Origin of the sequence: Streptomyces sp. CLV115, from assembly GCF_038448545.1 — a bacterium.
In the GTDB taxonomy this organism is placed as follows: Bacteria; Actinomycetota; Actinomycetes; order Streptomycetales; family Streptomycetaceae; genus Streptomyces; species Streptomyces sanglieri.
Genome location: NZ_JBCEWQ010000204.1, coordinates 1 through 13414 on the forward strand (window position 1 = coordinate 1; position 13414 = coordinate 13414).

A 13414-nucleotide genomic window follows, 5' to 3' on the forward strand; every position below is an offset into this window, starting at 1 on the left:
TGCCCCGGCCCGCCGGGAGGGCGGACCGGGGCACGGCCGACAGCGGTGGAAGGCCGTTCGGCCGACTACTCCACGTCACCGCCGGAGTCGGTGGACTTGGTCGGGTCCGCCGCGGCGGACTCGTTGCCCTCGCCCTCCTCGGTGTCGGACGGGGCGTCCGTCGGCGCGGAGCCGCCGTCCGCCTCCAGCAGCCGCGCGAGCTGCCTGCCGACGATCCGCTTGAACTTCCGCTGCTGGGGCCGCGTGCGGTCCAGCACTGCGACCTCCAGCCGCTCGGCGGGGATCTCCCGCTCGCTGCCGTTGGGATCGCGCGACAGCGCCTGCACCGCCAGCTTGAGCGCCTCGGCGAGCGTCATCCCGTCGCGGTGCCGCTGGTCCAGGAAGGTGCTGATCTGCTCGGCGTTGCCGCCGACCGCCACCGAGCCGTGCTCGTCGACGATCGAGCCGTCGTGCGGCAGCCGGTAGATCTGGTCGCCGTCCGGGTCGGTGCCCACCTCGGCGACCACCAGCTCCACCTCGTACGGCTTCTCGGCCGCACTGGAGAAGATGGTGCCGAGCGTCTGCGCGTACACGTTGGCCAGCCCACGGGCCGTCACATCGTCACGGTCGTAGGTGTATCCGCGCAGATCGGCGTAGCGCACTCCGCCGATGCGGAGATTCTCGTACTCGTTGTACTTGCCGGCGGCGGCGAAGCCGATCCGGTCGTAGATCTCGCTGAACTTGTGCAGCGCGCGGGACGGGTTCTCGCCGACGAACACAATGCCGTCGGCGTACTGCAGCACAACCAGGCTGCGACCACGGGCGATGCCCTTCCGGGCGTATTCCGCCCGGTCGGCCATGGCCTGCTGAGGTGAGACATAGAACGGCGTCGACACCGGTTATCCGTCCCTTTCTGTCAGTGACGAGAGCATCAAAGGAGCAGCGGAACGGGGGTCAGAGCAGCGCGGCGCGCGGGCCGTCGGGCTGTTCCAGCCGGCGTTCCAGGACCGAGCGGGCGATCTCGGAGGACTCCGCCTCGTCCAGCTTCCGGAAGCCTTCGTCGGTGATGACCGTGACGATCGGGTAGATCCGCCGGGCCACATCGGGGCCGCCGGTCGCCGAGTCGTCGTCCGCGGCGTCGTACAGCGCCTGTACGACCAGGGTGAGGGCCTCCTGCTCCGTCAGCTCCCCGTGGTAGAGCTTCTTCATCGAGCTCCGGGCGAAGACCGACCCGGAGCCGGTGGCCGCGTACCCGTGCTCCTCGGAGCGGCCGCCGGTGACGTCGTACGAGAAGATCCGGCCCTTCTCGCGGTCCACGTCGAAGCCGGCGAACAGCGGCACGACGGCCAGGCCCTGCATGGCCATCGCCAGGTTGCTGCGGATCATGGTGGAGAGGCGGTTCGCCTTGCCCTCCAGGGAGAGCTGGGCGCCCTCGACCTTCTCGAAGTGCTCCAGCTCCAGCTGGAAGAGCTTGACCATCTCCACGGCCAGTCCGGCCGTGCCTGCGATGCCCACCGCCGAGTACTCGTCGGCCGGGAACACCTTCTCGATGTCGCGCTGGGCGATCACATTGCCCATGGTCGCGCGCCGGTCACCGGCCAGCACCACACCGCCGGCGAACGTCACCGCGACGATCGTCGTGCCGTGCGGCGCCTCGACGGCCCCCTGCAGGGGCGGCAGGTTGCGGTTGCCCGGGAGCATGCCGGGCGACTGGTCGGACAGGAAATCCATGAACGAAGAGGATCCCGGCGTCAGGAAGGCAGCTGGTAGACGCCCGGTGCTACGAGTGTTGGCTTCCACGCGTTTCCCTCCAGGTAAGCGACGGCCCTGAGCAAGGCGTCAGGATCGTCTCCCAACTTGCCGATGGCCGAATTGCAGTTGATGCGGTTACGCCACGGACCCTACCCGTCCCGCGGCGGTGATCCACATGATCCGCGGGGGCGGCCGCACGGCTCGCGGTGCCGTTTGCACCCGCGCGGTACGGGCCGACCCTGCCCGTACCGCGCGCGCCGCTCTCCACTCCCCCGCGTTCACACCCGTGAACTACTGGCCACCCTTTTGCACGAATGACCTCACGAAATCCTCGGCGTTCTCTTCGAGCACATCATCGATCTCGTCCAGAACCGAGTCGACGTCGTCGCTCAGCTTCTCCTGGCGGTCCTTGAGGTCCTCGGAGACCTGCGCGTCCTGCGCCTGCTCCTCGACCTCCTCGGTGGAACGCGTCGCCTTCTGCTGTCCGCCGCCGGTGTCCTTGGTCGCCATCTAGCTCACCCCGCTCGGTTCGAAGCACTTGATCAGACCCTACCCACGGGCTACGACATCGGCCCGGTACTTTCTCTCAACGTCCGGGGGTCATCCCGATGATTCCCCGATCCCGGCCCTTTCAGCCGCCCGACAGGAACTGGACCAGCTCCTCCGCCGTGCGGCAGCGGTCCAGCAGCTCCTTGACGTGATTACGGGTGCCGCGCAGCGGTTCCAGGGTGGGTACCCGCTGCAATGAGTCATGACCCGGCAGATCGAAGATGACCGAGTCCCAGGAGGCCGCGGCCACGTCGTCGGCGTACTGCTCCAGGCAGCGGCCGCGGAAATAGGCCCTGGTGTCCTCCGGAGGCCCCGTACGGGCCTGCTCGACCTCGTTCTCGTCCAGGAGCCGCTTCATCTTCCCGCGGGCCGCCAGACGGTTGTACAGGCCCTTCTCGGCCCGTACGTCGGCGTACTGGAGGTCCACCAGGTGCAGGCGCGCCGCGTCCCAGTCCAGGCTGTCGCGGCGACGGTAGCCCTCCATGAGCTCCCGCTTGGCGATCCAGTCGAGCTCGCCGGACAGGCTCATCGGATCGTTCTCCAGCCGGTTGAGGGTGTCCTCCCAGCGGATCAGCACGTCCTTGGTCTGCTCGTCGGCGTCCGCCCCGTACCGCTCCTCTACGTACTTGCGGCCCAGCTCGAAGTACTCCATCTGCAGTTGCACCGCGGTGAGCGTACGGCCGCTGCGGAGCGTGATGAGGTGCTTCAGGGACGGGTCGTGGGAGACGTGGTGCAGGGTGCGCACCGGCTGGTCGACCGCGAGATCGACGTTGATGAAGCCGTCCTCGATCATCGAGAGGACCAGGGCGGTGGTACCGAGCTTGAGGTAGGTGGAGATCTCCGAGAGGTTCGCGTCCCCGATGATCACGTGGAGCCGGCGGTACTTCTCCGCGTCGGAGTGGGGTTCGTCCCGGGTATTGATGATGGGGCGCTTGAGCGTGGTCTCCAGCCCGACCTCGACCTCGAAGTAATCGGCGCGCTGGCTGATCTGGAAGCCGTGCTCGTGGCCGTCCTGGCCGATTCCCACCCGTCCCGCTCCGGTGACCACCTGGCGGGAGACGAAGAACGGGGTCAGGTGGCGCACGATGTCGGAGAACGGGGTCTCCCGCTTCATCAGGTAGTTCTCGTGCGTGCCGTACGAGGCGCCCTTGTTGTCGGTGTTGTTCTTGTAGAGGTGGATCGGCTGGGCGCCGGGGAGCTGGGCCGCGCGCTCGGCCGCCTCGGCCATGATGCGTTCGCCGGCCTTGTCCCAGAGGACCGCGTCCCTCGGATTGGTGACTTCCGGGGAGCTGTACTCCGGGTGCGCGTGGTCGACGTAGAGGCGGGCCCCATTGGTGAGGATGACATTGGCGAGGCCGATGTCCTCGTCGGTGAGCTGGCTGGAGTCCGCGGTCTCGCGGGCGAGGTCGAAACCTCGCGCGTCCCGCAGCGGGTTCTCCTCCTCGAAGTCCCAGCGGGCGCGGCGCGCCCGGTGCATCGCCGCTGCGTAGGCGTTGACGATCTGGGACGAGGTGAGCATGGCATTGGCGTTGGGGTGGCCGGGGACGGAGATCCCGTACTCCGTCTCGATGCCCATTACTCGCCGTACGGTCATGCGGCCCTCCTTGCCCGGCGGCGCTCCCTTGAGGGGCGGCGCTCCAGTACCGCTGCTTGTCGGTGCGCGTGCGCTGCCCGTCCACGCACTGCGCGACCGGGCGGTACGCAAGAGCCTAGAGCGCCTCTGTGCTGGTGGGGAGATCAATTGCGTCATTGCTGCGGTGTCGCGCGATCGGGACCGAAAGCAACCGGCTGCGGATGCCCGGCGGGCATCCGCAGCCTGTCCGCGTTCTACAGGTACTGCCCGGTGTTCGCCACCGTGTCGATGGAGCGGCCGGTGTCCGCGCCCTGCTTTCCGGTGACGAGCGTGCGGATGAAGACGATCCGCTCGCCCTTCTTGCCGGAGATCCTGGCCCAGTCGTCCGGGTTGGTGGTGTTCGGCAGGTCCTCGTTCTCCTTGAACTCGTCCACGCATGCCTGGAGGAGGTGGGAGACGCGAAGGCCCTTCTGGCCCTGGTCGAGGAAGGCCTTGATGGCCATCTTCTTGGCCCGGTCGACGATGTTCTGGATCATCGCGCCGGAGTTGAAGTCCTTGAAGTACAGGACTTCCTTGTCGCCGTTGGCGTACGTGACCTCCAGGAAGCGGTTCTCCTCGGACTCGGTGTACATCCGCTCGACGACCGACTGGATCATGGCGTGGGCGGCGGCGTCCTTGGAGCCGGTGTGCTCCGCGAGGTCGTCGGCGTGCAGCGGCAGCGAAGGCGTGAGGTACTTCGCGAAGATGTCCTTCGCGGCCTCCGCGTCCGGGCGCTCGATCTTGATCTTCACATCGAGGCGGCCGGGCCGCAGGATCGCGGGGTCGATCATGTCCTCGCGGTTGGAGGCGCCGATGACGATGACGTTCTCCAGGCCCTCCACACCGTCGATCTCGGCGAGCAGCTGGGGGACGATGGTGTTCTCCACGTCCGAGCTGACGCCGGATCCACGGGTACGGAAGAGGGACTCCATCTCGTCGAAGAAGACGATGACGGGGGTGCCCTCACTGGCCTTCTCACGGGCACGCTGGAAGACCAGGCGGATGTGCCGCTCGGTCTCGCCGACGTACTTGTTGAGGAGCTCCGGGCCCTTGATGTTGAGGAAGTAGCTCTTGCCCGCCGGCTGGCCGGTGACCTCGGCGACCTTCTTGGCAAGGGAGTTGGCGACGGCCTTGGCGATGAGTGTCTTGCCGCAGCCGGGCGGACCGTAGAGCAGGATGCCCTTCGGCGGACGCAGTTCGTGTTCCTTGAAGAGGTCGGGGTGGAGGTAGGGGAGTTCGACCGCGTCCCGGATCAGCTCGATCTGGTCGCCCAGGCCGCCGATCTTGTCGTAGTCGATGTCCGGTACCTCTTCGAGGACGAGCTCCTCGACCTCGCTCTTGGGGACCACTTCGTAGACGTAGCCGGACCTGGGTTCGAGCAGCAGGGCGTCGCCGGGGCGGATGGTGATGTCCAGCAGCGGCTCGGCGAGCCTCACCACCCGTTCCTCGTCGGTGTGCCCGATGACCAGGGCCCGCTCGCCGTCCTCAAGGATCTCCTTGAGGGTGACGATGTCCCCGGCCCGCTCGAATTCCATGGCGTCGACCACATTGAGCGCTTCGTTGAGCATGACTTCCTGGCCGCGCCGGAGGTCTTCGAGCTCGACGCTGGGGCTGACATTCACCCGGAGCTTTCGGCCTCCGGTGAAGATGTCACAGGTGCCGTCCTCATTGCCCTGAAGAAACACACCGAAACCGGCCGGCGGCTGTGCGAGCCGGTCGACTTCTTCCTTGAGGGCCACGATCTGGTCGCGGGCCTCGCGCAGTGTGTTGGCGAGCCGCTCATTCTGTGCGGACACGCCTGCCAGGTTGGTCTGCAACTCGACGATCCGCTCTTCGAGAATCCTCGTATGGCGCGGAGAGTCGGCGAGCTTACGTCGCAGGACGGCGATTTCCTGCTCAAGATAGGCGACCTGGCCGGCTGGGTCTTCGGACCCCCGCCCGGGCCGGATGCCGCGGTTGATGTCGTCGTCGTGGGCTGCCACGGTCCTCACCTCCTCCAAGGGGAGCTGGACGCTTCCTGACCCTACCTGGGTGGGTGATGATTGAAACCCCTAGATCACAAAGACTGCGGGGCGTGTCCGATCTTCACCCTTGCGTTCCCCCTCGTGTCAGGGGAATACCCACCCTTCAACATCGGAAAGCGGCCGGTTGTATCGTCGAACCGTTCAACACCCGTCAGGGCTGGCTTCTTTTGGTTCGATACGCAGGGAACGGCAGGAGAAATGACCGTGCAGCAGGACGCTCCCAACGGTGGCGACGCGCAGGACCTGGAGGTCTGGATCGACCAGGACCTCTGCACGGGAGACGGCATCTGCGTCCAGTACGCGCCCGAGGTCTTCGAGCTGGACATCGATGGCCTGGCCTATGTGAAGAGCTCCGACGACGAGCTGCTGCAGGACCCGGGCGCCACGACGCCCGTCCCGCTGCCGCTCCTCCAGGACGTGGTCGATTCGGCCAAGGAGTGCCCGGGCGACTGCATCCATGTCCGGCGCGTCTCGGACAGCGTCGAGGTGTACGGCCCCGAGGCCGCCTGATCCGGCGGCCGCGGAGCCCCGGTCACTCGCGGTGACCGGTCAGGCGCTGCTCGGGGCGGCCCGGGTGGCGCGGACGAACGCGCCGCCCCGCCACTGCCAGGTGACCCGCTCCTGCTGGTCGGGGCAGCAGCGCGGCACCGTGTCGGAGGAGTAGCCGAGCAGAGTGGCCGAAATGATTCCGTCACGCACCGCGAAATCGCCGATGCTCATCGCCTGAGCGGGGTCCACCAGGGTCGCCACGACCCGCGGTGCGGCCCCGCTTCCGCGTGTGAGGACGTAGACGCCGCTGGGCGGGGTGCCGGAGCCGGCCGCGCAGTGGACCACCGCGACGGTCTCGGGGCGCCCGTCACCGTCGAGGTCGCCGGTGGCCTGCTTGGCCACCGTGCTCTCCACTCCGCCGCATTCCAGGGGGAAGTCCGCCCGCGCCGGATCGGGGGCGGTGACGGCCGTGCCGCCGCGCTGCGCCGTGGTGCGGTGGGGGGTGGAGGCAGAGGCCGCGGGGTCCGGCTGGAGCAGGCCTGCGAGCGCGACGACGGCGGCCATGGCGGCCGCGGTGGCGAGCCAGTGCAGCGGCCTGGAGTCGGTGTGCGCGAGGTCCGGGAGCTCGGAGGTCTGCACGCGGGTTGTCTCCTGTGGTTCCTGTGGATCGAGGACGCCCGGGTGGGCGGAGCCACCGGTGGGACTGCCGCGGCGGCGCCGGTGCGTTGCGCGGGTCAGCCGCGGGAGGAGCCGCTCTGGCTGCCGGGACCGTCGTAGTCCTCGCCGTAGGCGCCCTTGGCGGGGCGGCGGCGGCGCAGCGGGGCCTCCACACCGTCGGCCAGGCGGCGGGCGGTGACGAGGAAGCCGGTGTGGCCGATCATGCGGTGGTCCGGGCGGACGGCCAGGCCCTCGACGTGCCAGTTGCGGATCATCGATTCCCAGGGCTGCGGCTCGGCGAAGCAGCCGATCTCACGGATGGACTCCACGGTCCGCGCGAGCTGGGTGGTGGTGGCGACGTAGGCGCAGAGGATGCCGCCGGGCACCAGCGCCTTGGAGACGGCCTCCAGGCACTCCCAGGGGGCGAGCATGTCGAGGACGACACGGTCGACGTCGGTGTCCGAGAGGTTGTCCTGGAGGTCGCCGACGGTGAGCTGCCAGGCCGGGTGCGGTTCGCCGAAGTAGCGTTCCACGTTCTGCTGGGCGATCTCGGCGAAGTCCTCGCGGCGCTCGTAGGAGTGCAGCATGCCCTGGTCGCCGATGGCGCGCAGCAGGAAGGTGGAGAGCGAGCCGGAGCCGACGCCGGCCTCCACGACGCGGGCGCCGGGGAAGATGTCGGCGAAGGCCAGGATCTGCCCCGCGTCCTTGGGGTAGACCACGGCGGCGCCGCGGGGCATGGACAGGACGTAGTCGGGGAGCAGGGGGCGCAGCGCGAGATAGGCGACGTTCCCCGTGGTTCGGACAACACTGCCCTCGGGAGCACCGATCAGCTCGTCGTGCGGGAAAGAACCCTTGTGGGTGTGGAAGTTCTTTCCGGCTTCGAGCGTGAAGGTGTAGTGGCGTCCCTTGGGATCGGTGAGCTGGACCTGGTCCCCGACCTTGAAGGGCCCGCGTCGGCGGGCGGCACCGGTCGGTTCAGACATGTGACCAGCGTACCGGTGATTCCCCGGGCTCCGACCGCGAGCCCGGGGCGGGGTCCGGCGGTCAGGCGGCGGGCCTGGCCAGGGCGGCGACGAACGCGCGCTCGACGTCGGCGGTGGAGAGGACGCCGTAGATCTCGCCGGTCTCCTCCAGGACGAGGTACTCGGTGGCCGGGCTGGCCTTGAGCCGGTCCAGGAGCGCCTCACCGGCCAGCTCGGCGGAGACCTTCATGCCCTCGGTGAGGTCCTGGGCGAGGCCGCTGACGGCGACCCAGGGGCGGCGGTGCTCCGGCACGGCGACGATGGCCGTCTCGCGGACGATGCCCTTCGGTTCGCCGTGGCCGTCGACGACGACGAGGGCGCGGGCGCCCGCCTCGTTGGCCCGGCGCAGCGCCTCGGAGAGCGGGGTGGCGGACTCCACCGGGACGGCGCGCCGGGTGAGGGTGCGGGCGCGCAGCTCGGGAAGGTGTTCGCGCAGCCGGGCCATGCGCAGGCTGTTGCCCGCTCCGGTCCAGATGATCGCGGCGAGGATGGCGGCGAGCAGCGCGTCGGTGATGGTGTCCATGCCGCTGAGCTCACCGGGGTCGTTGCCGAAGGTCCCGGTGTGGGTGAGCAGCGGCAGGCCGACCAGGGTGATGACGGCGAGGGCGCGGCCGACCCAGGCGGCGGCGACGGTGCCGCTCATCGGGCGTCCGGTGATCTTCCAGACGACCGCGCGGAGCATCCGTCCGCCGTCCAGCGGGAGGCCCGGCAGGAGGTTGAAGGCGGCCACCAGGAGGTTGGAGATCATCAGCCCGGCGAGCAGGACACCGGGCACGGTGCCGGGCGCGACGAACATCATCCCGATGTAGAAGACGCCCGCGAGCACCAGGGAGAGCAGCGGTCCGACGAAGGCGAGCAGGAACTCGCGGCCCGGGGTCTCGGACTCCTTCTCGATCTCGGAGACGCCGCCGAAGAACTGGAGCTGGATGCGGCGCACTGGCAGCTTGTAGCGCAGCGCCACGACGGTGTGGGCGAGTTCGTGGACGAGCACGGAGGCGTAGAAGGCGATCGCGAAGAAGAGGGAGACCAGGTAGCGCGCCGTGCCCAGCTCGGGCAGCACCCGGTCGAGCTGGCCGCCGAAGACCCAGGTGATCAGTGCGGCCACGAGGAACCAGCTGGGCGCGACGTACACCGGCACGCCGAACGGGCGGCCCATGAGAAGGCCGCCTCCGGGCTCTTCGGGGCGCTGCGGCTCGCCCTTGCCGGGGCCGGTTCCGGGGGTTGTTCCCCCTGCACCGGGCTGCGGCCGCCCGCTGTCGCCGCTCTCGTCCACGAGGTCCCTTCGGTCGGTGCCCTACGGCACGATCATGCAGTGTTCGAGGCTGTGTGGTCGATGGTATGCCGACCGCTGTCAGTGGCGGGCCGTAGGGTCTTCGACATGACCTCCCTGCCGCGGCCCGCTCAGCCGCCCTCGTCCCTGTCGCCGTCGCGGGCGAGCGATTTCATGCAGTGTCCGCTGCTGTACCGCTTCCGGGTCATCGACAAGCTGCCGGAGAAGCCCAGCGAGGCGGCTACCCGGGGCACGCTCGTCCATGCGGTGCTGGAGCGGCTCTTCGACAATCCCGCGGTGGAGCGCACGGCGGGCCGGGCCACGGCGCTGATCCCCGCCCAGTGGGACCGCCTGCTGGAGTCCAGGCCGGAGCTGTCGGAGCTGTTCGCCGAGGATGCCGGGGGCGAGCGGCTGGCGCGCTGGCTCTCGGAGGCGGAGAGCCTGGTGGAGCGGTGGTTCTCGCTGGAGGATCCGACGCGTCTGGAGCCCGCCGAGCGGGAGCTGTTCGTCGAGACGGAGCTGGATTCGGGGCTGCGGCTGCGCGGGGTGATCGACCGGATCGACGTGGCGCCGACGGGCGAGGTCCGGATCGTCGACTACAAGACGGGGAAGGCCCCGCGCCCGGAGTACGCGGAGGGCGCGCTCTTCCAGATGAAGTTCTACGCCCTGGTGATCTGGCGGCTGAAGGGTGTGGTGCCGCGCCGGCTCCAGCTGGTCTATCTCGGCAGCGGGGACATCCTGACGTACGACCCGGTGGTGGCGGACCTGGAGCGGGTGGAGCGCAAGCTGCTGGCGCTGTGGGACGCGATCCGGCTGGCCACCGAGACGGGCGAGTGGCGGCCCCGGCCGACGAAGCTCTGCGGCTGGTGCGACCACCGGTCGGTCTGTCCCGAATTCGGTGGCACTCCCCCGGTCTATCCGCTGACGGCCCGCCCGGCCGAGGCGGAGCAGGATGTGCAGGGCAGAATGGACCCGGTCCGTGCTGAGGCCGGCCGGCCTGTGGCCCTCGAAGGACCTTGAAGGAGACCCTGTGGCTATCCGCGTCCTACTGGTCGACGACCAGCCCCTGCTGCGTACCGGCTTCCGGATGATTCTGGAGGCGGAGGGCGATCTCGCGGTGGTGGGCGAGGCCGGGGACGGCCTCCAGGCTCTCGACCAGGTGCGGGCGTTGCAGCCCGATGTGGTGCTGATGGACATCCGCATGCCGCGGATGGACGGCGTCGAGGCGACGCGCCAGATCACCGGACCGGGCCGCGACGGCCCGGCGAAGGTGCTGGTGCTGACCACGTTCGATCTCGACGAGTACGTGGTGGAGGCGCTGCGCGCCGGCGCCAGCGGCTTCCTGCTGAAGGACGCTCCGGCCAATGAGCTGGTGCAGGCCATCCGGGTGGTCGCGGCGGGCGAGGCGATGCTCGCCCCGAGCGTCACCCGCAGGCTCCTCGACAAGTACGCGGACCATCTGCCGTCCGGCGAGGAGCCGGTGCCCGACACCCTGCACACACTGACCGACCGTGAGGTCGAGGTGCTGAAGCTGGTGGCACGCGGCCTGTCCAACGCGGAGATCGCCGCGGATCTGTTCGTCAGCGAGACGACGGTCAAGACGCATGTCGGCCATGTGCTGACCAAGCTCGGGCTGCGCGATCGCGTGCAGGCCGCGGTGTACGCGTACGAGAGCGGTCTGGTCCGTCCCGGCGCCCAGTGAGCGGAGCGGGAAGGGCGGCGCCGGCGTCCGTGGACCGGGGCGGCAGGCGGCGCCCGTTGCCCCGGCGTCTACGGCTCCGGGGCGACGGCCGTGCCTGCGCCCCGGAGCGGCCGAGGTGCCGTCCGTCCTCAGACGCGGCCGTCCCCCAGCTCCCAGAGCTGGAGTTCCGCGGAGGAGTTGACCGCCCACTCGACGCCGGTGAGGTCCTCACGGGAGGCGACGTACTGCTTGCCCTGCCAGATCGGTAGCACCGGGACGTCGTCGGCGACGATGTCCTGGAGCTGCTGGAAGGCCTTGGCCGAGGCGCTGCGGTCGCTCTCGCGGCGGGACTGCGGAATGAGCGTCTTCTGGGCCCGCACCGATCTGTAGGGCGAGTTGAGGAAGTTGTTCCTGTCCAGGAACGGCGCGGTGAAGTTGTCGGGGTCCGGGAAGTCGGGGAACCAGCCCATGCCGTACACGGCGTAGTCGCCGCGCAGCTGTGCCGGGCGGTACTTCGCCCAGGGGCTTCCCTCGACGCTGATCTCGAACAGTCCGGTGTCGTCGAACTGCTTCTTCAGCGTTGCGAACTCGGCGGCGGTGCCGGCGCCGACGCGGTCGGTCGGGTAGTGCAGCGTGAGCTTCACCGGGGTGTCGACACCCGCGTCGTTCAGGATCGCCGCGGCCTTCGTGGTGCTGGGTTCGTTGTACTTGTTGTAGAACGCGTTGGCGTGCGCGGTGATGCCGGACGGGATCAGCGAGTACAGCGGCTCGGCCGTCGTGCCGTACACCTTGCTCGCGATCTCGCCGCGGTCGACGACCTGGGCCATGGCCTGGCGGACGGCCTTCTTCTTCACGGCCGGGTCGTTGGTGTTGAAGCCCAGGAAATGGATGGCGAGGCCGGGCATCTCGGTGAGCTTGATGCCGTCCTCGGGCTCTACCAGCATCCGCTGGGACTGCTCGGGCGACATGGTGCGGGCCATCATGTCGATCTTCCGGTCGTCGAGGGCCTTGCCCATGGCCTTCGGGTCGGGGAAGACGTCCAGCTCGACCTTCTCGTTCCGTACCTTCAAATCCCCCTTGTAGTGGGGGTTCCTGGTGAAGAGGACCTTGACGATCTGGCCGTGCTCGACTTCCGGCTTCATGGTGTAGGGGCCGGATCCGTTCACCTGGAATCCGGTGCGTGCGGACTTCGCCTCGTAATGGCTCCGCGGCACGATCCCGGCGACCGGGGTGGCGAGCTTGTAGGGAAACGTGGCGTCCGGTGCGCGCAGGTGGAAGACGACCTCCCGCTCGCCCTGTGTCTCGACCGTGTCTATGTTGTCGAGCAGGGCGACGGGTCCGTTGGCGGCATCGATGCGGATGACGCGGTCGATGGAGTACTTCACGTCCTCGGCGGTGAGCGCCTTGCCGTCGGCGAACTTCAGACCGCTGCGCAGCTTGCAGCGGTAGCTCTCGTTCTGCGTGTCCGTGAAGGTGCAGCTCTCCGCGGCCTCCGGCACCGGCTCGCCGCCGCCACGCGGCACGTGCACCAGGGTCTGCACGGTCTGCCGGAGCACGTTCCACACGCCGGCTTCGTAGCCGATGGCGGGATCGAGCGGTGCGGGGTTGTCCTTCGATGCGACGAACTTGTCCGTGGTGCCGACAACGATGGCGGCGTTGCCATCGCTCCCGTCGCCCGACGCGCCGCAGGCGGCGAGTACGGGCGCGAGCAGGCCGACGACGGCCGGCAGCACCAGAGTCTTGCGGTTCATCTTGGACGCTCTCCCTCATCCGGGCATTGAGAAAGCGAGATTAGTAGGCATCGTCGGCAATGTCGGACCGGCTGACTGGCGGTGCGCAATCGGATGGTGAGGGGAATTAACGGCGAGCCGTTTTCCCACCCCGGGCACGTTTCGCGGATATCAGGATGAACCAGGACAATCAAACGCCCCAAAAAGGGCGGCCCGCGAGGCCCCGAAAACCCTCCGGGCCGCTTCCGGGTGACAAAGCTCACGCCCCGGGGCGTTCGAATCCTTTATTCGATCGGCGGCTCACCCACGCACGTACGACAGAAAATGCACCATCCACCGCCGAGAGCTTTTCCATTCAGTCACAGAAATACTCTCGGTATGCGGATCAATGGCTTCCCGTGACCAGGCCCCGGAGAAAAGCGAGGTCGACCTCTTCGAGGGAGCGTACGACCATCCGGCCGGACGCGGGGGCGATCGGGGCGACGGACGGTACGGCGACCACCCGGCAGCCCGCCGCCTCCGCGGCCGCGACACCGGTCGCGGTGTCCTCGATGACCGCGCAGCGCCCGGGATCCGCGCCGAAACCGGATGCGGCGGTCAGATACGGCTCCGGATGCGGCTTGGTGGGGGCGGCCACCTCCCCCCCGCC

At 68.8% G+C, this 13414-nt stretch carries 13 protein-coding genes and 1 pseudogene; 3 read left to right on the top strand and 11 right to left on the bottom strand.

All coding sequences use genetic code 11. From position 1 onward, the window contains the following. Positions 1-65: 65 nt before the first annotated feature. The 6 genes and pseudogenes from prcA to arc all read right to left on the bottom strand — a co-directional run bounded on the left by prcA (position 66) and on the right by arc (position 5874). The gene (gene prcA / locus AADR41_RS37940) at positions 66-875 is read right to left on the bottom strand and encodes a proteasome subunit alpha (RefSeq protein WP_342286708.1); all 810 of its coding nucleotides are present in this window, start codon (positions 873-875) and stop codon (positions 66-68) included. A 58-nt stretch (positions 876-933) separates the two neighbouring features. Beyond that, positions 934-1779 carry a proteasome subunit beta gene (gene prcB / locus AADR41_RS37945; RefSeq protein WP_342286709.1) on the bottom strand — a complete coding sequence of 282 codons (846 nt, stop codon included), beginning with the start codon at positions 1777-1779 and terminating at the stop codon, positions 934-936. Continuing rightward, positions 1731-1921: pseudogene (locus tag AADR41_RS37950) on the bottom strand (endonuclease domain-containing protein); the annotation flags it as partial. The gene prcB and the pseudogene AADR41_RS37950, both read right to left, overlap by 49 nt. A 101-nt stretch (positions 1922-2022) precedes the next feature. After that, the gene (locus tag AADR41_RS37955; protein WP_124718707.1) at positions 2023-2241 is read right to left on the bottom strand and encodes a ubiquitin-like protein Pup; all 219 of its coding nucleotides are present in this window, start codon (positions 2239-2241) and stop codon (positions 2023-2025) included. Between the two features lie 121 nt (positions 2242-2362). Beyond that, the gene (gene dop, locus AADR41_RS37960; protein WP_342286710.1) at positions 2363-3874 is read right to left on the bottom strand and encodes a depupylase/deamidase Dop; all 1512 of its coding nucleotides are present in this window, start codon (positions 3872-3874) and stop codon (positions 2363-2365) included. Between the two features lie 233 nt (positions 3875-4107). Next, positions 4108-5874: a proteasome ATPase gene (gene arc, locus AADR41_RS37965; RefSeq protein WP_342286711.1), complete on the bottom strand. Its 1767-nt coding sequence runs from the start codon at positions 5872-5874 to the stop codon at positions 4108-4110. A 240-nt stretch (positions 5875-6114) separates the two neighbouring features. On the opposite strand from arc, the gene AADR41_RS37970 reads away from it, so the two are divergent. After that, complete coding sequence (locus tag AADR41_RS37970; RefSeq protein ID WP_124718705.1) at positions 6115-6426, top strand: ferredoxin; 312 nt, start codon at positions 6115-6117, stop codon at positions 6424-6426. 39 nt (positions 6427-6465) lie between these two features. On the opposite strand, the gene AADR41_RS37975 is transcribed toward AADR41_RS37970, so the two are convergent. The 3 genes from AADR41_RS37975 to AADR41_RS37985 all read right to left on the bottom strand — a co-directional run bounded on the left by AADR41_RS37975 (position 6466) and on the right by AADR41_RS37985 (position 9357). Then, complete coding sequence (locus AADR41_RS37975) at positions 6466-7044, bottom strand: hypothetical protein (RefSeq protein ID WP_342286712.1); 579 nt, start codon at positions 7042-7044, stop codon at positions 6466-6468. A 95-nt stretch (positions 7045-7139) separates the two neighbouring features. Continuing rightward, positions 7140-8045, bottom strand: a complete 906-nt coding sequence (locus tag AADR41_RS37980) for a tRNA (adenine-N1)-methyltransferase (protein ID WP_124718703.1) — start codon at positions 8043-8045, stop codon at positions 7140-7142. Positions 8046-8106: 61 nt separating this feature from the next. Next, on the bottom strand, positions 8107-9357 hold the full coding sequence (locus AADR41_RS37985) for a site-2 protease family protein (RefSeq protein WP_266771574.1): 1251 nt from the start codon (positions 9355-9357) through the stop codon (positions 8107-8109). Positions 9358-9528: 171 nt separating this feature from the next. On the opposite strand from AADR41_RS37985, the gene AADR41_RS37990 reads away from it, so the two are divergent. Together AADR41_RS37990 and AADR41_RS37995 are read left to right on the top strand one after the other, a co-directional pair. After that, positions 9529-10374: a RecB family exonuclease gene (locus tag AADR41_RS37990; RefSeq protein WP_342286719.1), complete on the top strand. Its 846-nt coding sequence runs from the start codon at positions 9529-9531 to the stop codon at positions 10372-10374. 10 nt (positions 10375-10384) lie between these two features. Beyond that, positions 10385-11056 carry a response regulator transcription factor gene (locus AADR41_RS37995; RefSeq protein WP_327276133.1) on the top strand — a complete coding sequence of 224 codons (672 nt, stop codon included), beginning with the start codon at positions 10385-10387 and terminating at the stop codon, positions 11054-11056. A 128-nt stretch (positions 11057-11184) separates the two neighbouring features. Here the strand turns inward: AADR41_RS37995 and AADR41_RS38000 are convergent, their stop codons facing one another. Together AADR41_RS38000 and AADR41_RS38005 are read right to left on the bottom strand one after the other, a co-directional pair. Then, positions 11185-12786 carry an ABC transporter substrate-binding protein gene (locus tag AADR41_RS38000; protein ID WP_342286715.1) on the bottom strand — a complete coding sequence of 534 codons (1602 nt, stop codon included), beginning with the start codon at positions 12784-12786 and terminating at the stop codon, positions 11185-11187. A gap of 364 nt (positions 12787-13150) precedes the next feature. Next, the coding region (locus AADR41_RS38005) for an HAD-IA family hydrolase (protein ID WP_342286717.1) at positions 13151-13414 on the bottom strand (264 nt) is incomplete at its 5' end.